Below are 21,129 nucleotides of genomic sequence, written 5' to 3' on the forward strand. Positions count from 1 at the left end.
GAGTTACCGCGGCAACGGCTCGATGCAGAGCCGCCGTTGGCCTGAGACGACGGCGGGACACACGAGGCCGCGATAGCCTCGTGTCAACTGGAGTGACCAACCAGCCATTTGCGCAAAACCGGCTGTGGAAGATCAGCGCATCGGGGGGGACCCATGTCAGACCAGCGGCCCGAGTCGCCGTACTCTCCGGCGACCGGGAACGCCGGTCTGGAGCAGGCCGGCGCGACCCCGCTGCAGCCCGCGGATCCGAGGCAGATCGGGCCGTACGTACCGCTCGGGCGGCTCGGCAGCGGCGGGATGGGCCGGGTCTATCTGGCGCGGCCCGTCGACGACGGGCCGGGGCTCGCCGCGGTCAAGGTGATCAGGCCCGAGTACGCCGAGGACGCCGACTTCCGGCGGCGGTTCGAGCGTGAGGCGGCCGTGCACGCCCGGGTCGGACCGCCGCACGCGCCGGAGCTGCTGGGCACCGGGTTCCAGGACGAGCTGCTGTGGATGGCCACGCGGTATCTGCCCGGCCTCAGCCTCTCGGACGCCGTCAAGGAATGCGGCGTACTGGAACCGGCCGGAGCATGGCGCCTCGTGGGAGAACTCGGCCGGGCCCTGTCGGCACTGTCCGCCGAAGGGGTCGTGCACCGGGACCTCAAACCGTCCAACGTGATCCTGTCCGAACAGGGCGCCCACGTCATCGACTTCGGTATCTCGCAGGCCGTGGACGCCAGCGCGATCACCGGCACCGGAAACAGGGTCGGCACCCCCTCCTTCATGTCGCCGGAGTACCTCAGGGAGGGCCGCTGCGACACCGCCTCGGATGTGTTCTCGCTCGCGGGCACGCTCGTGTACGCCACCACCGGGCACGCCCCGTTCGGTGACGGCACCGGTGTGGACGTACTGCACCGCGTGGCGTACGAGGAACCCGACGCGGAGATCATGAGTGAAGTCGCGGCCATGGACGCGGCGTTGGGTGCCCTGCTGGCCAGGTGTCTGGCCAAGGACCCTGCCGGGCGACCGCCCCCGCGACAGCTGATCGAAGCGGCCGACGCACATGGCGACGGTTCCTCGGCGAGGTCCTCCTGGCAGGAACCGCTCGACTCCCGGCTGCTCGATCGCCGCCGGGCTTGCGAGGTGCTGCGGCACGCCTCCGTCCAGCAGACCGGTCATTTGCGCACGCCCACGCAGCGGGTGGCTGCACCTGCTCCGGGGCCGGGCTTCGGGCCGGCCACGCCGCCGGGTGCGTACGGGCCGGGATCGCAGACGCCGCCGGGACAGTTCGGTCCGCCCTCGGTCGGCGTACCGCAGCCGGGACCGGGACCCACACCCGATCATCCTCCGGCTGCCGGGCGCGGGCGCAAGAAGGTGTACTTCGCCGTCGCCGCGGGGCTCGCGGTGTGTGCCGTCCTCGTGAGCACCTTCCTGCTCACCCGGCCGAACACCGAGGACACGGCGGCCTCTTCGACACCGACGGCCTCCGAGACCAGCACCCCCGATGACAAGGCGAGGGCGTCGCTGCCCGGTTCCTCCGCTTCTCCGTCTCCCGACAAGGAGACGGATGACGGGAGGGATGAGGAGCAGAGAGACAAGGAGAACGCCGCCCGGGGCGGTGGCGGAACCGAAGCCGAGGCCGGAGGCGGCACGGGTGGCGCTGAGGACACCACGCCCACGGTGACGCCGACGCCCACGCCCGGCGGAAGCGGTGGGAGCGGCGGCGGGGACGGCGGCGGCACCAGCCCGCACCCCTCTCCGACGAAGACCACGGCCCAGCCGCCCACACCGCCATGGATCTCCCAGTGCACGTACTACTCCGGCACCCAGCTCACGCAGTTCGGCGACAAGAACCAGCGGGTGGTGCAGGTGCAGTGCATGCTCACCAAACGTGGATACGGCGTCGGGGCCGCAGGGGTGGACGGCCAGTTCGGCCAGGACACCTTGAGGGCGGTCAAGCAGTTCCAGGGCGACAAGGGGCTTGACGTCGACGGCGACGTGGGGCCCAACACCTGGGCGGCACTGCGCAGTAGGACGTAGAAGACGTAACGGCAGACGACAACGGCCCGCCGGTGCAGCACCGGCGGGCCGTCCACACTTCCGGTCGGTGTCAGTGGAAGAAGTGGCGCGTCCCCGTGAAGTACATCGTGATGCCCGCCTTCTGCGCGGCCTCCACGACCTGCTCGTCACGAACCGAACCGCCCGGCTGGACGATGGCCTTGACGCCGGCGGCGCCCAGGACGTCGATGTTGTCGGGGAACGGGAAGAACGCGTCCGACGCGACATACGAGTCACGTGCCCGCTCGGCCCCGGCGCGCTCAACGGCCAACTTGCAGGAGTCGACCCGGTTCACCTGCCCCATCCCGACCCCGACCGAAGCCCCGTCCTTGGCGAGCAGGATGGCGTTGGACTTCACGGCCCGGCAGGCCCGCCAGGCGAAGGCGAGGTCCGCCAGTTCGTCGGCGGACAGGGCCTCGCCGGTCGCGAGCGTCCAGTTGGCCGGGGCGTCGCCCTCGGCCTGGAGTACGTCCGTGATCTGGGCGAGACCGCCGCCGTCGATCGGCTTGAACTCGGCCGGGGGCTGCGGTCCTTCGGGGCAGCGGAGGACGCGGATGTTCTTCTTGCGGGCGAGGATCTCGACCGCGCCGTCCTCGTAGTCCGGGGCGACGATGACCTCGGTGAAGATCTCGGCGACCTGCTCGGCCATCGCCACGGACACCGGACGGTTGACGGCGATGACGCCACCGAAGGCGGACAGCGGGTCGCAGGCGTGGGCCTTGCGATGCGCCTCGGCGACGTCCGCGCCGATCGCGATGCCGCACGGGTTGGCGTGCTTGATGATCGCTACACAGGGCTCGCTGTGGTCGTAGGCGGCGCGGCGGGCGGCGTCGGTGTCCGTGTAGTTGTTGTACGACATCTCCTTGCCGTGCAACTGCTCGGCCTCGGCGAGACCGCCGCAGCCGCCCGTGTAGAGGGCGGCGGGCTGGTGCGGGTTCTCGCCGTACCGCAGCACGTTCTTGCGCTCGTACGTGACGCCGATGAAGCCGGGGAATTCCCCGCCGTCACCCGCGTAGTCACCGGCGAACCAGCCCGCGACCGCCACGTCGTACTCGGCGGTGTGCCGGAAAGCCTCCGCCGCGAGCCGCTTGCGCGCGGTGAGGTCGAAGCCACCGTCCGCGACCGCCTTGAGGACGTCGCCGTAGCGGTCGGGGCTGACGACGACCGCGACCGAGGGGTGGTTCTTGGCGGCGGCCCGGACCATGGAGGGCCCACCGATGTCGATCTGCTCGACGCACTCGTCGGGCGAGGCGCCCGAGGCGACGGTCTCGGTGAAGGGGTAGAGGTTCACGACGACGAGATCGAAGGGCTCCACGCCCAGCTCGGTCAGCTGGTTGCGATGGTCCTCGAGCCGCAGATCGGCGAGGATCCCGGCATGCACGCGCGGGTGCAGCGTCTTGACCCGGCCGTCCAGACACTCGGGGAACCCGGTGAGTTCCTCGACCTTGGTGACCGGGACGCCGGCGGCGGCGATCCTGCCGGCGGTCGAGCCGGTGGAGACGAGTGCGACCCCGGCCTCGTGCAGCCCGCGGGCGAGGTCTTCGAGCCCGGTCTTGTCGTAGACGCTGATGAGCGCACGCTTGATCGGGCGCTGTGTACCTTCCGTGGTCACTTCGGCGGTCACGGGATAATCACCTTTCGTCCCTCGATGCGATAGCCGTGACGGGCGAGCCGCCCCACGACATCGACGAGCAGCCTTCGTTCGACTTCCTTGATGCGCTCATGGAGAGCGGCACCTTCGTCCTCGTAGTCCTCGTCCCGGACCTCGACCACGCCCTGAGCGATGATCGGGCCGGTGTCGACGCCGTCGTCGACGAAGTGGACGGTGCAACCGGTGACCTTGACGCCGTACGCGAGGGCGTCGCGGACACCATGCGCTCCCGGGAAGCTGGGCAGCAGCGCGGGGTGGGTGTTCACGAACCGGCCACCGAAGCGGGCCAGGAACTCTTTGCCAACGATCTTCATGAACCCGGCCGAGACGACCAGATCCGGCTCGTACGCCGCCGTGGCCTCGGTCAGCGCGCTGTCCCACTCCTCCCTGGTCGCGTGGTCCTTCACACGGCACACGAAGGTGGGCAGGCCCGCGCGCTCGGCACGTGCGAGGCCCTCGATGCCCGTACGGTCGGCGCCGACCGCGACGATCTCGGCCCCGTAGACGGCCCGCCCCTGCATGGCGATCGCGTCGAGGAGAGCCTGCAGGTTCGTACCTGATCCGGAGACCAGCACGACGAGGCGCTTGGCCACGGGATTGGCGGCCACGGCGGGGCCCTTTCTCGGGAGAGCTTTTGTAGGGTCGTACGAATGCTTCACGCCCCCTGATACGGGGAAGTCTACGAAGCGGCCGACCGTCAGCAACGATACCGGCACAGCGATCGGCCCTCTTGGGACGGGGGCGTGGCCGGAAGGTAGCGTCTGGGAAGGATCCGCCGGGGAACACGGACCATGGGGGGGAACGCCTCCGACGCATGGGTCGTTGTTGGGGCGGGGACGAAAATCGGGCATGACGCCCGCCGCCTGCTCCACCCGCTCGCTTCACCACCCGCTCGACCAGTCCGAACCATCGTTTTTGCTCCATCAACCCGATTCGCAGACCTGATTCGCCAGCCTGATTCGCCAAGGGGAAGACGCACACCTGATGCCGGACCGCAGCCTCCGACTCCTCCCACTCCTCCCCTCCCACGTGTCCAGCCCTTCGGGGGTCGCGGAGGGAGGGGGGCGGGGTGCGTTCGACCCGTCCTTCCGGTCCTTCCCGTCGTTCGCGTCCGACCGACCGTCCGGGGTCGCGCCTGGGCAGGGGGGCGGGCGCGGAGGCTTGCTGCTACGGGAGCGGCACTCGTCCTCGTCGGCCACTCCGCCGCGTGAGGGCGAGGGGGCGGAGAGCGATTCGACGCGACCCTCGGGCGCCTCCGGTGCGTCTGGTGCCTCCGGTGACGGGAACCCGGGCGGGGACTCGTCGCCGCAGGGCGGGCAGGGAGCCCCGCCGCCCACGGACGACAACCCGTTCGCGCCGCCGCCGGAGGGTGCGCCCGACCGTCCGTGGCAGCCGCGCCGGCCCGCGGACGGACAGGGGTCGGACGAGGGGCAGGGCGGCAACGGCGGGCACTCTCCCTGGGGCAGCCAGTGGAGCGACCGGCAGCCGGGGCCCGCGCAGGGCGGTGGTTTCGGTGACCGGCCCAGCCCCTCGGGCGGACCAGGCGGGCAGGGCGGCCCGGAGGGATCCGGCGGCCCCAACACCGGTCTGCGCTGGGACCCGACGGACCCGACCCAGCGCCGCGCCCGCTATGCCCTGCTCGCGGGCATATGGGCCTTCTTCTTCGCGCTCTTCAGCTGGCCGTACGTAGCGCTGCTGCTCGGCGCGCTGGCCCTGTACTGGGGCATCAGCACTCTGCGCGCCAAGCCCCGCACCCCGGACCCGGACACCTCGGCGCCCCCGCCCGGCTCCGGCGCCCGCCCCCAGACCACGGCGGCGATCAGCGGCCTGGTCACCGCGTCGCTGGCCCTCGCCATGGTCGCGGCGGGCTTTGCGGCGCAGCTTGTGTACCGCGACTACTACACGTGCGTGAACGACTCCCTGACCAACACGGCGAGGCAGTCCTGCGACAAGCTCCTGCCGGAGGAGTTGCGGGGGTTGCTGGGATCGCGGAGCTGATGGCCTCCGACGGTTGAGCGGTTGGGTTCGTCGTCGGGTGCGGGTGCGTTGTGGTTGCTCGCGCCCCGCGGCGGAGCCGCTGATGTCACAGCCCCGCGCCCCTGGGTTCGTGGTGGGTCGGGGCCGCGGGCCGGTGCGTCAGCCCGTCGCCAACAGGGCATACGGCCCTTTACTGACACAGGGCGCAGGCGGCCTGAGACAGAACCTACGCGACGGGCATACGACGCACCGGCCCACGTCCCCTCCCGCCGGTGGGAGAGCGCGGGTAGTCGGGGGTACGGGCTTTTAGGCCCGGGGGAGTCGCAGGCTTTGTCTTTTGGGGGCGCGGGGAACTGCGCGGCCAGCCACGACGGACCCGCAGTCGCCAGCGAACCGAACCCACCACCCCCGTAGGCGCCCCTGCTCAACCGCCGGAGGCCACCGTTGACTTGGAGAGCGCTTCAACTTGCATACTCCCGCTCAACGCCCCGCCATCCGGCGGGCCGGAAGGGGAGGACATCCGCATGCGCTACCGCACGATCGGTTCGGACCCCAAGACCCGCCGCGACGTGAGCGTCCTCAGCCTCGGCGCGATGCTGTTCGGCACCGTCACCGACGAGGAGACCTCGTTAGCCATCCTCGACCGCTACGTCGAGGCGGGCGGCACCTTCATCGACACCTCCGACAACTACGCGTTCTGGATCAACGGCACGCAGGGCGGCGAGAGCGAGGCCCTGCTGGGCCGCTGGCGCCGCAGCCGCGGCATCGGAGACGAGATTGTCATCGCGACGAAGCTGGGCGCACGCCCGCTCGCCCCCGGCACCGGCTATATCGACAACCCCGAGGGCCTGTCCGCCAAGGCCATCCGCGCGGCGGCGGAGGGCAGCCGCGAACGGCTCGGCGTACCGAAACTGGATCTCCTGTACGCCCACATCGAGGACCCCACCGTGCCTCTGGAGGAGACCGTCGAGGCCTTGGCGGATCTCGTCGCCGAGGGCACCGTCGGCCTCCTCGGAGCGAGCAACCACTGGTCGTGGCGCCTGGAGCGGGCCCGCAGCCTCGCCGCGGGGGCCGGTCTGCCGGGTTACGAGATCCTCCAGTACCAGCACAGCTATCTGCGCAGGCGCGCGGACCTGCCCGGCCAGCTCTCGCCGGACGGCGACCAGGGTGCGACCGGCGGCGACCTGCTCAGTTATCTCCGCGCCGAGCCCTCGCTGACACTCGTGGCCTACTCCCCGCTGCTGAAGGGAAGTTACGCCCGCGAGGACAAGCCCCTCGGCCCCGAGTTCGACCATGCCGGCACCCCCACGCGCCTGGCCGCACTCCGCTCGGTCGCCGAGGAAACCGGCGCCACCGTCAACCAGGTGGTCATCTCCTGGCTGATCGACGCCGACATCCCGTCGATCCCCCTGGTCGGCTGCTCCTCGGTGGCCCAACTGAACGAGAACCTGGCGGCGGTGGACCTGCGGCTGACACCGGACCAGCGGGCGAGGCTGGACGCGGCCTACTGACCCGGCGCACGTCCACGCTCGCCGGACGCGGCGTCCTGCCGGAGCGGGGCGAAGGGGTCCGAGGAGTCGACAGGGTCGACGGGCAGGAAGTCGTACGGCTCGAAGTCGGGGTCCTCGTGGGCGGTGGGCTTCTCTCGGCGACGTCGGCGGGGCAGCCGCAGCCAGGTGGTCCAGGACCACGTGGGCCAGGACCACGTGGGCCGGGACGTCGATGCGGCCTGAGGCTCGGCCTCGGGCGCGGATGCCGACGCCTCGCCCGCCTGCGGTTCGCGTTCCATGGTCTTCCGTGCCCGCGGCTCGCGCAGACGCCACGCCCGCAGGCCCACCGCCACCGGCACCCCCACCCCCGCGATCCACCCCACCGCCGCAGGCCCCGTCTGCCACCAGACGGGGCCGAAGTCGGCGAGTGCGGCCACCCCGAGCGGTCCACCGGCCAGGACGGCGAGCACCGCGAGGGCCAGCCCGCACAGGAGCGCCGCCAGCGTCACGGTTCCGGCGACCCGCCCGCGCGACCAGGCCTCACCACGCGCGGGCGCCGTCGCACCCATGTCCCCCAGGCCCTCACCCCTCGGCAACCCCACCGCCACCGCGAACCACGCCACCGTCACCCCCGCGAGCAGTGGCACCATCGCCACGGCCCAGTTCAGCGGGGTTCCAGGGCCCGCGTCTGGTAGTGCCGCCAGCAGAGGGAAGGGCGGCAGCATGGGTGCGGGCGACGAGGACAGGGGATCCGTCACGTGCCCGGCCCCGAGAGCGAAGCCCGGGCCGAGTGCGTACGCCGCGCCCCATACCGCCGCGTTCGGCAACAGGGCCAGCGCCAGCAGGAGTACGGCGAAACGACCCGACCACGCTTCGGTCAGCTCCAGGAACGAGGCGCGGGCCGGCGCTCCGTGCCAGACCAGCGAAACACCCACCAGCAGGGCCCCGCCTCCGACGAGCACCGCCGCTCCGGCCCCCGCCGCGCGCCCGGCGGCCACGAGAACGTCGCCCGCGACGAGACGGCGTACGCCCTTGGGAAGGGCTCGACGGACGAACGGCGGCAGGGGCCCGCCAGGGCGCCCGTACGCCGTCCACACCCCCGCCCCCGCCGCGGCCACGACGAACAGCGGCGGCAACAGGACGCCCACCGTCCAGGACGGGCGGAACGTACCGCCCGAGGCGTACAGCACGACTGCCACTCCGACCGCCAGATAGCCCGCGACCACACCGCCCCACGCGCTGCGGGTGGCAGGCATCGTGCCCCCGCCGTCGTCCTCCGCCGCGTCGCGCGCCGCCCGGTGCAGCAGCCACGCGGGCAGCGCGACCAGGAGCAGCGGGGTGACGCCGACCGGCGCGGGTACGCCGGAAAGGGTCTCGGTGCGGACGAGCTCGACGCCGTGCGCCAGCAGCCACAGAGCGGCGACGATGTGCAACGCCCCGTCGGGACCGCTGTCCGGGTAGGGCGAACTGATCCACAGGAGCATCACGAGGACGGCGAACGAGCCGAGCCCCAGTCCGGCCGCGAGAACACCGCCCACGAGGCCGCCCACCAGCGCAGGCGACCGGGCGGGCGGGTGCGACGGCATCGGGCCGCGGTCGGTCAGGTGGGTCGGACGGGCCGCGCGGGCCGGGTGCCTCGAGTAGGCCGAGTGGGTCGGGTGAGTCACGCCCCCATACTCCCAACGACACACACTTTCCCGGTGTAATAGGCGAACTCTGGACGCGTCGCTCAAAATCTGTTTTATGCACTTTTATGTCTGGAGGGGCGCTCAGTGACACAAAGCCCTGCCAGAAGCCCGGCCAGCTCGCTGCCGCCCCCGAAGGAACGTCGCCGTCTGCGCCAGGCCCGCTCCCTGAGCCAAGCCGAGGTCGCCGCCAGGGTGGGCGTCACCCCCAAGACGGTTCGCTCCTGGGAGACCGGCCGCACCACGCCACGGGGGCGCAGGCGGGAAGCGTACGCACGGCTGTTGGCGGAGTTGGCTCCGCTCGATGCGAAGCCTGAGGTTGTACCCGAGCCCGAACCCGAACCTGCGGCTGAGCCGGTGGCCGAAGCCGAACCGGTGGCCGAGCCCGAGCTCTCCACCCCCACCCTGACCCCCGCCCAAGCCTTCGACGCGCTCTACGCGTTCTGCGCCCCCAGTCTCGTACGGCAGACGTATCTCCTCACCGGGCGGCGGAAGTTGGCGGGAGAGTCCGTGGACCGTGCGTTCCAACTGGCCTGGCAACGCTGGCCGGAAGTCGCGGTCGACCCGGACCCGGCGGGCTGGGTGCGGGCGGTGGCCTACGAGTACGCGCTGTCGCCCTGGCACCGGGTGCGCCTTCGCCAACGGCGCCCGGACGCACCGCCCGCCACCCCGAGCGATCGCCGCCTGCTCTCCGTACTGCTGAGCCTTCCGCCCGCGTACCGTCGCACGCTGCTCCTCCACGACGGCCTCGGCATCGGTCTGCCGGAGACCGCGGCCGAGACGGAGGCGAGCACCGTCGCGGCGGCGAACCGCCTGCTGCACGCACGCCAGGCCATCGCCGAGCACTTCCCTGACCTGACGGATCCACAGGAGCTACGACGCCTCCTGACGAGACTGATGAAACTGGCGGACAAGGAGCGCCTGCGGACCGCCCCGAAACCCGTGACGGTCCGCATGAGCAGCGAACGCCGAGCCCGGCACTGGACCCGCGCGGCCATCGCCTTCACCACCCTGCTCGTCACCGCCACGGCCATGACCGTCAGAACGGCCCCGAGCCACTACGAACCTCCGGTGCCCCCGGGCGAGAAGATCCACGGCGTACCGCCCCGAGCGGTCCCCGGCACCCTCTCGGACAAAGAGCAGAAACTTCGGGCGAAGCTGAAGTCGGAATCGGCGAACGGTCCCGAGAGACTGATCCCCCAGAGCCACTGAGCCGCCAACGCCGCGGGAAACACGCGATGGGCCCGCATCCCGGCAAGGGATACGAGCCCACCCGACGTTCAGCTGAAGAAACCGCTCAGCTGCGGAACCTCAGCCGGCGAGAATCGCGCGCGCCAGCTTCGCCGTCTCCGTGGGCGTCTTGCCCACCTTCACACCGGCGGCCTCGAGCGCTTCCTTCTTGGCCGCGGCCGTACCGGAGGAACCGGAGACGATGGCGCCGGCGTGGCCCATCGTCTTGCCCTCGGGCGCGGTGAAGCCCGCGACGTAACCGACGACCGGCTTGGACACGTTGGCCTTGATGAAGTCGGCCGCGCGCTCCTCGGCGTCGCCGCCGATCTCACCGATCATGACGATCAGGTCGGTGTCGGGGTCGGCCTCGAACGCGGCGAGCGCGTCAATGTGCGTCGTACCGATGACCGGGTCGCCACCGATGCCGACGGCCGAGGAGAAGCCGATGTCACGGAGCTCGTACATCATCTGGTACGTCAGCGTGCCGGACTTCGAGACCAGGCCGATACGGCCCGGCTTCGTGATGTCGCCCGGGATGATGCCGGCGTTCGACTGGCCGGGGGTGATCAGGCCCGGGCAGTTCGGGCCGATGATTCGCGTCTTGTTGCCCTTCTCCACCGCGTACGCGTAGAACGCGGCGGAGTCGTGGACCGCGATGCCCTCAGTGATCACGACCGCGAGGGGGATCTCGGCGTCGATGGCCTCGACCACGGCGGCCTTGGCGAAGGCCGGCGGGACGAAGAGGACGGAGACGTTGGCGCCCGTCTTCTCGATCGCCTCGGCGACCGTGCCGAAGACCGGGATCTCGTTGCCGTCGATGTCGACGGAGGTGCCGGCCTTGCGCGGGTTCACGCCGCCGACGATGTTCGTGCCGTCGGCCAGCATGAGCTTGGTGTGCTTCATGCCCGTGGCACCGGTCATGCCCTGGACGATGACCTTGCTGTCCTTGTCGAGGAAGATAGCCATGGTGGTCTGAGTCCCTCTTCCTTACTTCGCAGCCGCGAGTTCGGCGGCCTTGTCGGCCGCGCCGTCCATGGTGTCCACGCGCTGAACGAGCGGGTGGTTGGCGTCCGACAGGATCTGACGGCCCAGCTCCGCGTTGTTGCCGTCGAGGCGCACGACCAGCGGCTTGGTGACCTCTTCGCCCTTCTCGGCGAGCAGGGCCAGGGCCTGCACGATGCCGTTGGCGACCTCGTCACAGGCGGTGATGCCACCGAAGACGTTGACGAAGACGGACTTGACGGCCGGGTCGCCCAGGATGATCTCCAGGCCGTTGGCCATGACCTGGGCGGAGGCGCCGCCGCCGATGTCGAGGAAGTTGGCGGGCTTCACACCGCCGTGGGCCTCACCGGCGTACGCGACCACGTCGAGGGTGCTCATGACGAGGCCCGCGCCGTTGCCGATGATGCCGACCTCGCCGTCGAGCTTGACGTAGTTGAGGTTCTTGGCCTTGGCGGCGGCCTCGAGCGGGTCGGCCGCCTGCTTGTCCTCCAGCGCCTCGTGCTCCGGCTGGCGGAAGTCGGCGTTGGCGTCCAGGGAGACCTTGCCGTCGAGGGCCAGGATGTCGCCGGAGGCGACCTTGGCAAGCGGGTTGACCTCGACGAGGAGCGCGTCCTCGGCGATGAAGGTCTTCCACAGCGTGACCAGCACGTCGGCGACCTTGTCGGCCACCTCGGCCGGGAACTTGGCGGCCGCGACGATCTCGGCGGCCTTCTCCGGGGTGACGCCCTTGTTGGCGTCCACGGGAATCTTGGCGAGGGCCTCGGGCTTGGTGGCCGCGACCTCCTCGATGTCCATGCCGCCCTCGACGGAGGCCATGGCCAGGAAGGTGCGGTTGGTGCGGTCGAGGAGGTACGAGACGTAGTACTCCTCAAGGATCTCGGGAGCCGTCTCGGCGATCATCACCTTGTGGACCGTGTGGCCCTTGATGTCCATACCGAGGATGTCCGTCGCGCGGGCGACGGCCTCGTCCGGGGTGGCGGCCAGCTTCACGCCGCCGGCCTTGCCCCGGCCGCCGACCTTGACCTGGGCCTTGACGACGGACTTGCCGCCAAGACGCTCGGTCGCCGCGCGCGCCCCCTCAGGCGTGTCGATGACTTCACCGGCCAGCACCGGTACACCGTGCTTGGCGAAGAGGTCCCTCGCCTGGTACTCGAACAGGTCCACGCGCGTCCGTCCCTATCAGGTATCTCGCGGTTCGTTGGTCTCCGTGGGCGTGCCGCGAGGGCAACGTGACTGCGCGGTCACTAGGAGGGCGTGGGCACGGTGGCCGGCACGCGGCATGTCCGTCTGGCAGGTTATCGCCGCTGACGGTGGGGTCGTAAATCGCAGATCACACCTGAGCGGTGATTACGGTCACAGATGTGGGTCTGATCAGGGCCTCACCAGGCTGGGGTTGGCCTGGTGAGGCCCCTGTAACAGCCCCTGAGGAACGCGCGAACAGCCACTCAGGGATTGCGGGGCGGACGGTCCCCACCCCATTGGGGACCACCCGCCCCTGTCCGCGGGATTTCGGTCGGCCGGCCGATGGTTTTCGGCTGCCCGGCGCTGGGTCCCGCGGAGTCTGTCGGGTGCCGTACGGCTGGGTGTACGGCGGTCCGGTCAGATGCCGTACGCGGCGCCGTGTGCGGCGCCCGGCAGGTAGCTCGGGGTGACGGACTCGGCCGCGCCCTGGACGCCGGTGGCCGCGTTGTGGACCAGCGGCCCACCGGCCGTCTCGACGGTCCCGGTCACGTCCTGCGCGAGGGGCGCGGCCTGTCCGGCGACACCGCCGGCGAACGGGGAGACCTCGCCGGCAAGGCCGTACGCGAAGGGCTGCACATCGCCCGCGACGCCGTACGCCAACGTCGTGGCACTGCCGCCGACGCCCTGCGCGACTGGCTGCGCGTAGCCGACGACGGTGTCCACGACCGGCCGCACGGCCCCGCCGACGCCTTCGGCGAACGGCGGCACCTGCCCGACGACGCCCTGCGCGAACGGGCCGGTCTGGCCCACCACGCCGTACGCGACCGACTGAACGTCACCCACGACGCCGTCCGCGAAGGGCCGCACATCACCGACGACACCGTCCGCGAGCACACCCGCGTCACCCACGGCCTGCCTGGCGACCGGCACCACACCGTCCACGGCGGCACGGGCGACCGGCGGGAGAACGGAGGCGGCGGTGTCCTCGGTGACCTGGTCCATGAGGCCGGTGGCGTACGGGGGGACGTCGCCGACGACGCCGTTCGCGTACGTCTGCGCGTCACCGACGACGCCGTGCGCGTACGGGGTGGTGCCTTGGGCGACTCCACCTGCGTACGTCCGGGCGTCGGCCACGACTCCGTACGCCAGCGCCGTTGTCCCGCCGACGGCTTGGCCGGCGACAGGGGTGACGTCGTGAACGGCCTGGTCGGCTATGGGAGTGACACCGCCGAACGCCTCACCGGCGACCGGCGTGACGCCGTGGACGGCGTCGGTGGCGAGGGGCGGGAGGGCGGAGGCGGCGGTCTCGTCGACGACCGGGGTGGCGGTGTCGTGGATGCCCTGGACGGTGGAGGGGAGGGAGGTGACGGTGGCCTGGACCTGGGCGGGGGCACCGTTCACGGTCTGGCGGGCGGTGTCGATCGTGGTGCCGAAGGGGGCGGCCGTCCTGCCCACGGACGCGACGGTCCTGTCGGTGGTGGCGACCGTCTGCCGGACCGCGGCCCGGGCGTCGGACGGTGCGCCCGTCGCGGTGCGCCCAGTGGCCGCGAGCTTGGTCTGCGCGGCGGCGAGCGCCTGCTCGAGCTCCGGGGCGAACGTCGACAGCGGGCCGAAGAGGTAGTCGACCTCGTCCTGGGGGCCGGCGGCGTCGGACACAGCGTTCGCCGCCTTGTTCGCCGCCGCGGACCTGGCCTCCTGCGCGGCGGCCTTCGCCCGGGCGACCTCGTGGGCGGGCAGCTCGGCATCGACGTATTGGCGGGCCTGGTCGGCTACGCCGCCGGCCACCTGCGTGTTCGTCTTCGCGGAGGCGGTTGTCTTCGCCTTGGCGGTGGTACCGGCGACGGCGTCGTGCGCCTTGACCGTCGTGTGCGAGGCCGTGCTCTGCGCCTTGGTGGTCGGGGCGCCGGTGATGCCGGTGATCGTGTCCGTGACTGTGACGGTGGAAGCGTCCGAGGTGATGTCGGAGACGTCGGAGACGTCGTGCAGGACGTCATCGACCACTTCGCCGACGGGGCTGTCGACCGCGCCGCCGGGCGCGTCGTCCACGGAGAGGGACGCGTCGGGTACGGAGGCCGTCGACTTGGGCAGTTCGTCAGCGCCGGCGACGGCTGAGCCGAGCGCCCACGCGCCGGTGACCCCGGCGGTGATGACGATGGAACGGCGAATGTTCTTGTGCATGCGTGCTTCAGATCCTTCGGGATACCGAGACTTGAGGACTTCGGGAGTGGGGGGCTTCCGGTGTCGGATGCGGTGCAGATCCCCTTACCGGCCCGGGGAGTTGAGGGCCGGGGGTGTCTGCAGCGGATCCGGTCCGGATCCCGTTGGCTGTGTCCGGAGATCGGAGGGATGTCCGGACGACGGGCAGACCTGTTCCGCCCCCGCGCGGCAGGTCAGCGCGGGAAGGACTGCCCTAGCCGGGGAAAACGGGAATGTCCCGGTACCTGTCCCTGGTCTCGGCCGCGGTCACCGCCGCGGCGATACCGGGCACCAGCCTCAGCTGAGCCCGGTTGCCGAACGCGACGGCATGCGCGTCGCCGTGCCGCGGCGAACCGTTGTCGGCCGCGGAACCATGTCCGAGCGCACCCCTCGGGGCACCCTCGTGCTCCTGGTGCGCGGGCGGCTGCGCGGGGTGCCGCGCAACCTCGTCGTTGTCGCTCGCACCGGCAGCGGGCGCCACGTGACCGCCGCTGAACCGCGGTCCGGACACGCCCGCGGAACGGTCGCCGGACTTCTCTTCAGCGTCCTGCCCGGCCGACCCGTTCTCGTCCGCCGCCCCACCGGGCAACTGCGGCTGCGAACCGACCGGCAACGTCTCGCCCGGCAGAACGGGCAGTCCCGGCAGGTGCGGGAGAGCGGGGAGTTCAAGTCCGGGGAGTACAGCCCGGGGCGGCCACCATGGCGAGGCGGGCGCCTCGGGCTTGGCAACGCCACCGCCCACGACCTGTTCCACCAGGCCACCTATGGGCCGTACTACGCCATCGGTGACCGGCCGTATGACCTGCTCGGTGACCGGGCGCACGACTCGCTCGGTGACGGGGCGCACGACTCGCTCGGTGACCCGGCGTACGACGCGGTGGACTCCGTCGGTCACGGGGTCGGCCACCGGGGCGGTCACCTCGTGGACGGGATCCAGGGGGGCGACGGGGCGGGGGCGGGGCGGGGTCTCGACGCCGGGCTCCGAGCCGGCCCCGGACTGCGACGCGGCGCCGGGGGTGGCTTCGGTTTCGGACGCGGCTTCGCTGAGGCCGTCGAGCCCGATGCCGTCGAGCCCGATGTCGAGGGAGGCTCCAGACGCGTCAGCCCCTGGGGTTTCAGACCCGACGGCTACTGCCTTGGAGGTTTCAGCAGTCGCCGACCGCTGCTCCGAACCCGGCCGCACCGCACGCCACTGCTCCGCGCCCCGCGCAACCGCTCCGACCGACCCCGTCACAACCCGCTCGGCCGAACCCGTCACCGACCGCACGACGCCCGTCGCCGTCACACCCGAAGTCGCACCGTCCGCCGCGCCCGCCCGTGCACCGCACAGCATCCCGAGAACGAACAACCCACCCACCAGCAACCCCACGTGCAGCGCACGCCGTCCGGCCGCCGTGCGCGTCATGCGCAGAGCGGCACCAGGCAGTGCGGCTGACAGGGTCGACACGGTCAAGACGGGGAGAGCCTCCGTGCGGGGGGGACGAGGCGAATGCGAAGTAGGACAGGGCGGCACGCGGCGCACCGTTGAAGTCGCGACGATCCTTGCATGGGAGTCGGGAGGTTGCGCAAGCCCCCCGTTCCCGTTGGGCATTCATGTCCGGTTTCCTTCAACCAGCCCCGCATGCCCCCTTTTACCGGCCCGGGCTCCCGGTGTCCGGTATCGGCAGCGGGCGCTTCTCGATCGCCGCCGCCATCACGTCCGGGAACAGGTCGGGCGTGCACGCGAACGCCGGTGCGTCCAGCGCGGCGAGCGCCGCCGCGTGCTCACGGTCATACGCGGGCGCCCCCTCGTCGGACAGCGCAAGCAGCGTCACGAACTGCACCCCCGACGCCTTCATCGCCGCGACCCGCTTCAGCATCTCGTTCCGTATGCCTCCTTCGTAGAGATCGCTGATGAGCACGACCACGGTGTCGGCGGGGCGGGTGATCTGTGACTGGCAGTACGCGAGCGCCCTGTTGATGTCCGTACCGCCGCCGAGCTGGGTGCCGAACAGGACGTCGACCGGGTCGTCGAGCTGGTCGGTGAGGTCTACGACAGCCGTGTCGAAGACGACGAGCCGGGTGTTGATGGATCGCATCGAGGCCAGTACTGCGCCGAAGACCGACGCGTAGACGACGGACGCCGCCATCGAACCCGACTGGTCGATGCAGAGGATGACCTCCTTCTTCACTGACTGGGACGCGCGCCCGTAACCGATCAGCCGCTCCGGCACGATCGTCCGGTACTCGGGCAGATAGTGCTTGAGGTTGGCCGAGATCGTGCGGTTCCAGTCGATGTCTTGGTGGCGCGGCCGGCTGATGCGGGCACTGCGATCCAGGGCGCCGGTGAGCGTGGCCCGGGTGCGGGTCGCGAGCCGCTTCTCCAGGTTCTCGACCACCTTGCGCACGACGGCTCGTGCCGTCTCCTTGGTCGTCTCGGGCATCGCCTTGTTCAGCGAAAGCAACGAGCCGACCAGGTGGACATCGGCCTCCACCGCCTCCAGCATCTCCGGCTCCAGCAACAGCGTGGACAGCCCGAGCCGGTCGATGGCGTCCCGCTGCATGACCTGGACCACGGAGGACGGAAAGTACGTCCGTATGTCCCCCAGCCATCGGGCGACCGACGGCGCGGAGCCCCCCAGCCCCGCCGACCGGTCCTTCCCCGCCCTCCCCTTGCCTGCGGCCCCGCCCCCGTACAGCGCCCCCAACGCCCCGTCCATCCCTGCGTCCTGCCCGGTCAGCTCACACCCGGTACCGTCCGCCTCCGCCCCGCCCAGCACCAGCCGCCACCGCCGAAGCCGCTCGTCGGAGGCACCGGCCTCGACGGCCGCGCCTGCCCGGCCCGTCGCTTCCGTGCTCATCTGCCCACCCCCGCGAGGTCGTTGTCGTTCGCGTCGCTGTTGTTCACGTCGCTGTTGTTCACGTCGTTGCCAGTTGCGTCGTTGCCAGTTGCGTCGTCCGCGTCGGCGTCGTTCTCGTCCAGCCCCAGGAGCAGGCGCAGCATCGGGAGGACGGCGTCCGCGCGGTCGGTGTCGAGGTCGGTGGCGAAGCCGGGTATGGCGGTGCCGGTGGTCGCGGCACGCTCCCGCGTTCCCGGCCCGCGGCGGACCAATTCGCCGAGCGTGCGCCGCACGCCGGGTTCGTACGCCGAGAAGGTCCGCCGCAGCAGGGGCAGTACGTCCGTGAACGCGTCCCCCGGCACCCCGGTCAGCCATGCGTCGACCAGCCCGAGCAGCCGTTCGTCGTGCACGAGCAACATCCCGCCTCCGGAGCCTCCGCCGACGAACCCCTCGATCCACGCCGCCGCGTCCCCCGGCACCGTCCCGGGCGACAACACAAGCCCCATCAGCCGCGCCGCCTCTCCCTCCACCAACTCCCCGTCGTCCAGCAGCAGTCGAACGGCTCGCCCCCGAATGACCCCCGGGATCGTCTCGCGCGCGGACAGCGTCCGAAGCACGGCATGCCAGCGGGTGCGTATACCGGTGCCGTCGGTCTCCGGACGAGGAGCCTGGCCCGCGGCTTCAGACGACGCCTCCGTACGCACCTCCCCCAGCAAGCCCACCGCTCCATGCACCGCGTCGACATGGCGACGCATCTCCTCTGCGGCGTCCGCGTCGAGGGCGGCGCAGGCCGGCGGCAGCCCGACGAAGACGCGCTCGGCGAGACCCGCCGCGACCTCGGCCAGGGCGTGCGTGCCCGTGCCGCGTACGTCGCCGTAACGCAGCGAGCGGACCAGGGCGGGGAGGGCCTGGGCGAGGTGGCCGACGTCCGCGTCGAGGGCCGCGCGGTCGGCGAGGATCCGCATCACCACGGGGAGGGCGTCCGGGAGTTCGGCGAGGAGGCAGCGTTCCGCAAGGGTGGTGACGTCGACCAGGGCGCCCGCGGCGACGGCGTCCGCCTCGGCCTTCGCGGTCGCCGCGGCGAGCACCGTGGTGCCCCACACCCCGGCCTCGGCGACCCGCACCGCCAACTCCGGCTCCCAGCGCAGCCGCCAGGTCTCCCGGAACGTACCCGTGCTCCCCCGCGACTCCGTCGGCGCACCCCATTCGATGCCGAGGAGGCGCAGCCGGTGCAGCAGCCTGCTGCGCCCGGCGTCGTTCTCCTTGCGCAGGTCGAGCTCCAACTCACGCTCCAGCGCCTCCGGCTTGAGCCGCAGCCGCCGCTGGATCCGGTCCAGGTCACGCTGCAACGGCACCGCAGGCGCCGACTCGGGCACCTCGCCCAGTACGTCGCCGACAATGAGCCGGTCGTGCACGAGCGCGAGCGGCACATCCGAGCCCTCGCACATCACCGCCCGTACGGCGTCCGTGCTCTCGGTCAGCCCCGGCAGCGGCCGGCCCCGCATCGCGGCGAGCGTGTCGGCGAGCCGCACCGCCTCGATGACGTGCGCCGACGAAACGATCCGGTCCTCGTCGCGGAGCAGCCCCGCCACCTTTGTCATCCAGCGCTCGATCGGCCGGTCGGGGGCGCTGAACAGATGCCCGTACCAGCCGGGCGAGTCGATCCCGGCGCCGTAACCACTGACCCGGGCGAGCCGCCGGTGCGTCCACGGCACCCACGTCATGTCCACCTTCGCCTTGGGCAGGCCCTTGAGCAGCGCCTTGTCGGCGGCGACGGCCGTCTTGTGCCGCAGCGCGGGCACATGCCAGGCCCCGCACACCACGGCCACGTCGTCTCCGAACTCCCGCTGTGCCGCGCGCACTTGGAGCCGCATGTACGCCTCCCGTACGAGATCCCGCTCGTGCCCCCCGCTCCCGTACGCCTCCCGCAACGCCTCCATGGCCTCCCCCAGCACCTCGAAGGGCCCGAACGCGTCCGAGCCCCGCACCCCCCGGTGCTCGACCACGTCCTCCCACCACCGCTCGGGGTCGTCGTACCCGGCGGTCTCGGCGAGCACGGCGAGCGGATCGATCCGGATGGCCTCCTCGGACGCACCACTGCCCGACGTCTGCGACGTATCCGGTGCTGACGTCTTCGGCGCTTCGGGCCCGTCCGGTGCCGCGGCCGCATCAGGCTCGTCCGGTGTCGCGGACGCGTCGGGCGCCTCCTCCTGATCCCACGCCAGCGTGTGCGTGGCGGGGAGGTCGATGAAGCGGGCCGGAACCTCGTGCTCCAGGGCCCAGCGGATGGCCACCCATTCCGGGGAGAATTCGGCCAGCGGCCAGAACGCCGACCGCCTGGGCTCGTCCACGACATGCGCGAGGAGCGCGACGGGCGGCTGCATGCCCTTCTCGGCGGCCAGCGTGATCAACGCGTCGGCCTCCGGTGGGCCCTCGATCAGTACCGTCCGGGGGTTCGCCGCCTCCAGGGCCGCCCTCACGGCCCGCGCCGAACCGGGCCCGTGATGCCGCACCCCGAGCAGCAAGGGCCCCGAACCGCGCCCGGCACCTGCGGCCCGCGCGGCCTCCGGCAGGGATCCGTTCACGCGCTCACCTCCCGGCAGGCGCGGTAGAAGTCCTTCCAGCCGTCGCGCTCGCGGACGACCGCCTCCAAGTACTCCTGCCAGATGACGCGGTCGGCCGCCGGATCGCGGACGACGGCGCCGAGGATGCCGGCGGCGACGTCACTCGCGCGCAGGACGCCGTCGCCGAAGTGGGCGGAAAGGGCAAGCCCGTTGGTGACGACGGAGATGGCCTCCGCGGTCGACAGCGTGCCGCTGGGCGACTTCAGCTTCGTACGGCCGTCGGCGGTGATGCCGTCGCGCAGCTCGCGGAAGACGGTGACGACGCGGCGGATCTCGTCGATGCCGTCGGGCACGGCCGGCAGATCGAGGGAGCGGCCGATCTGGTCGACGCGTCGCGAGACGATGTCGACCTCGGCGTCGGCGCTCTCCGGCAGCGGCAGCACCACCGTGTTGAAGCGGCGGCGCAGGGCGCTGGACAGGTCGTTGACGCCGCGGTCGCGGTCGTTGGCGGTCGCGATCAGGTTGAAGCCGCGTACGGCCTGCACCTCTGAACCCAACTCCGGTATCGGCAACGTCTTTTCCGACAGGATCGTGATGAGCGTGTCCTGTACGTCTGCGGGGATACGGGTCAGCTCCTCGACGCGCGCGGTCATTCCTTCCGCCATGGCGCGCATGACGGGGCTCGGCACCAGCGCGTCGCGGCTCGGGCCGTGGGCGAGCAGCTGCGCGTAGTTCCAGCCGTACCGGATCGCCTCCTCCGGTGTGCCGGCTGTGCCCTGCACAAGCAGCGTCGAGTCGCCGCTGACCGCGGCGGCCAGGTGCTCGGACACCCATGTCTTCGCCGTGCCGGGCACGCCGAGCAGGAGCAGTGCCCGGTCGGTGGCGAGTGTGGTGACAGCGACCTCGACGATGCGGCGCGGGCCCACGTACTTCGGTGTGATCACCGTGCCGTCCGGCAGGGTGCCGCCGAGCAAGTACATCGCGACGGCCCATGGCGACATCCGCCAGCGGGCCGGGCGCGGGCGGTCGTCCTGCGCGGCCAGCGCTGCGAGCTCGGCGGCGAACGCGTCCTCCGCGTGCGGCCGCAGCTCCTCGCCCCTCTGCCCCGCGGGCGCCTGCACGGACGTACGCCCGCTCGCGCTCGTGTTCGCGGGCGCGGACTGGTCGCGGCTCGGGTCGACGGACGTCGGTTCGACGGAAACAGGCATGGCTAGGGTCCCCCTCCAGCTCGGCCGGGTCGGCCGGTTCGGATCTGGTGTCCACCCTGCACCACACCACTGACAATGCGCTCTGACC

The 21,129-nt window shown here is 71.5% G+C and carries 14 protein-coding genes; 4 read left to right on the top strand and 10 right to left on the bottom strand.

All coding sequences use genetic code 11. The annotated features are described in order from the left end of the window. Positions 1 to 153 precede the first annotated feature (153 nt). Complete coding sequence (locus ACFYO0_RS22850; RefSeq protein ID WP_388678880.1) at positions 154 to 2,019, top strand: protein kinase; 1,866 nt, start codon at positions 154 to 156, stop codon at positions 2,017 to 2,019. 70 nt (positions 2,020 to 2,089) lie between these two features. Here the strand turns inward: ACFYO0_RS22850 and purH are convergent, their stop codons facing one another. Beyond that, positions 2,090 to 3,661 (bottom strand): bifunctional phosphoribosylaminoimidazolecarboxamide formyltransferase/IMP cyclohydrolase, encoded by a 1,572-nt coding sequence (purH, locus tag ACFYO0_RS22855; protein WP_388678883.1) that lies wholly within the window; start codon positions 3,659 to 3,661, stop codon positions 2,090 to 2,092. Continuing rightward, the gene (purN, locus tag ACFYO0_RS22860; protein ID WP_388678886.1) at positions 3,658 to 4,296 is read right to left on the bottom strand and encodes a phosphoribosylglycinamide formyltransferase; all 639 of its coding nucleotides are present in this window, start codon (positions 4,294 to 4,296) and stop codon (positions 3,658 to 3,660) included. Before purN ends, purH begins: the two co-directional genes overlap by 4 nt. A 376-nt stretch (positions 4,297 to 4,672) precedes the next feature. Here purN and ACFYO0_RS22865 point away from each other — a divergent pair, with 376 nt between their 5' ends. Together ACFYO0_RS22865 and ACFYO0_RS22870 are read left to right on the top strand one after the other, a co-directional pair. Further along, complete coding sequence (locus tag ACFYO0_RS22865; protein WP_388678888.1) at positions 4,673 to 5,686, top strand: hypothetical protein; 1,014 nt, start codon at positions 4,673 to 4,675, stop codon at positions 5,684 to 5,686. 503 nt (positions 5,687 to 6,189) lie between these two features. Further along, entirely contained in the window at positions 6,190 to 7,176 is a 987-nt protein-coding gene (locus tag ACFYO0_RS22870) for an aldo/keto reductase (protein WP_388678890.1), read from the top strand. On the opposite strand, the gene ACFYO0_RS22875 is transcribed toward ACFYO0_RS22870, so the two are convergent. Further along, positions 7,170 to 8,822 carry a DUF6350 family protein gene (locus tag ACFYO0_RS22875; RefSeq protein WP_388678892.1) on the bottom strand — a complete coding sequence of 551 codons (1,653 nt, stop codon included), beginning with the start codon at positions 8,820 to 8,822 and terminating at the stop codon, positions 7,170 to 7,172. The two genes, ACFYO0_RS22870 and ACFYO0_RS22875, sit on opposite strands and share 7 nt — an antisense overlap. Before the next feature lie 105 nt (positions 8,823 to 8,927). Here ACFYO0_RS22875 and ACFYO0_RS22880 point away from each other — a divergent pair, with 105 nt between their 5' ends. Beyond that, positions 8,928 to 10,052, top strand: a complete 1,125-nt coding sequence (locus tag ACFYO0_RS22880) for a helix-turn-helix domain-containing protein (protein WP_388678894.1) — start codon at positions 8,928 to 8,930, stop codon at positions 10,050 to 10,052. A 99-nt stretch (positions 10,053 to 10,151) separates the two neighbouring features. Here the strand turns inward: ACFYO0_RS22880 and sucD are convergent, their stop codons facing one another. The 7 genes from sucD to ACFYO0_RS22915 form a co-directional block, all read right to left on the bottom strand. Further along, positions 10,152 to 11,036: a succinate--CoA ligase subunit alpha gene (gene sucD / locus ACFYO0_RS22885; RefSeq protein ID WP_033329097.1), complete on the bottom strand. Its 885-nt coding sequence runs from the start codon at positions 11,034 to 11,036 to the stop codon at positions 10,152 to 10,154. Positions 11,037 to 11,057: 21 nt separating this feature from the next. Next, the gene (gene sucC, locus ACFYO0_RS22890) at positions 11,058 to 12,236 is read right to left on the bottom strand and encodes an ADP-forming succinate--CoA ligase subunit beta (protein WP_388678895.1); all 1,179 of its coding nucleotides are present in this window, start codon (positions 12,234 to 12,236) and stop codon (positions 11,058 to 11,060) included. A 435-nt stretch (positions 12,237 to 12,671) separates the two neighbouring features. Continuing rightward, the gene (locus tag ACFYO0_RS22895) at positions 12,672 to 14,432 is read right to left on the bottom strand and encodes a hypothetical protein (RefSeq protein ID WP_388678898.1); all 1,761 of its coding nucleotides are present in this window, start codon (positions 14,430 to 14,432) and stop codon (positions 12,672 to 12,674) included. A gap of 232 nt (positions 14,433 to 14,664) precedes the next feature. Continuing rightward, a complete protein-coding gene (locus tag ACFYO0_RS22900; RefSeq protein ID WP_388678901.1) occupies positions 14,665 to 15,897 on the bottom strand; it encodes a hypothetical protein in 1,233 nt (410 codons plus the stop codon). 184 nt (positions 15,898 to 16,081) lie between these two features. After that, the gene (locus ACFYO0_RS22905) at positions 16,082 to 17,290 is read right to left on the bottom strand and encodes a VWA domain-containing protein (RefSeq protein WP_388678904.1); all 1,209 of its coding nucleotides are present in this window, start codon (positions 17,288 to 17,290) and stop codon (positions 16,082 to 16,084) included. Then, on the bottom strand, positions 17,287 to 19,854 hold the full coding sequence (locus tag ACFYO0_RS22910; RefSeq protein WP_388678907.1) for a DUF5682 family protein: 2,568 nt from the start codon (positions 19,852 to 19,854) through the stop codon (positions 17,287 to 17,289). The genes ACFYO0_RS22905 and ACFYO0_RS22910 overlap by 4 nt, the downstream gene beginning before the upstream one ends. Next, positions 19,851 to 21,041, bottom strand: a complete 1,191-nt coding sequence (locus ACFYO0_RS22915; RefSeq protein WP_388678909.1) for an AAA family ATPase — start codon at positions 21,039 to 21,041, stop codon at positions 19,851 to 19,853. Before ACFYO0_RS22915 ends, ACFYO0_RS22910 begins: the two co-directional genes overlap by 4 nt. Positions 21,042 to 21,129 lie beyond the last annotated feature (88 nt).

It is taken from the genome of Streptomyces sp. NPDC006365 (genome assembly GCF_042870755.1).
Taxonomy (GTDB): Bacteria; Actinomycetota; Actinomycetes; order Streptomycetales; family Streptomycetaceae; genus Streptomyces; species Streptomyces xiangluensis.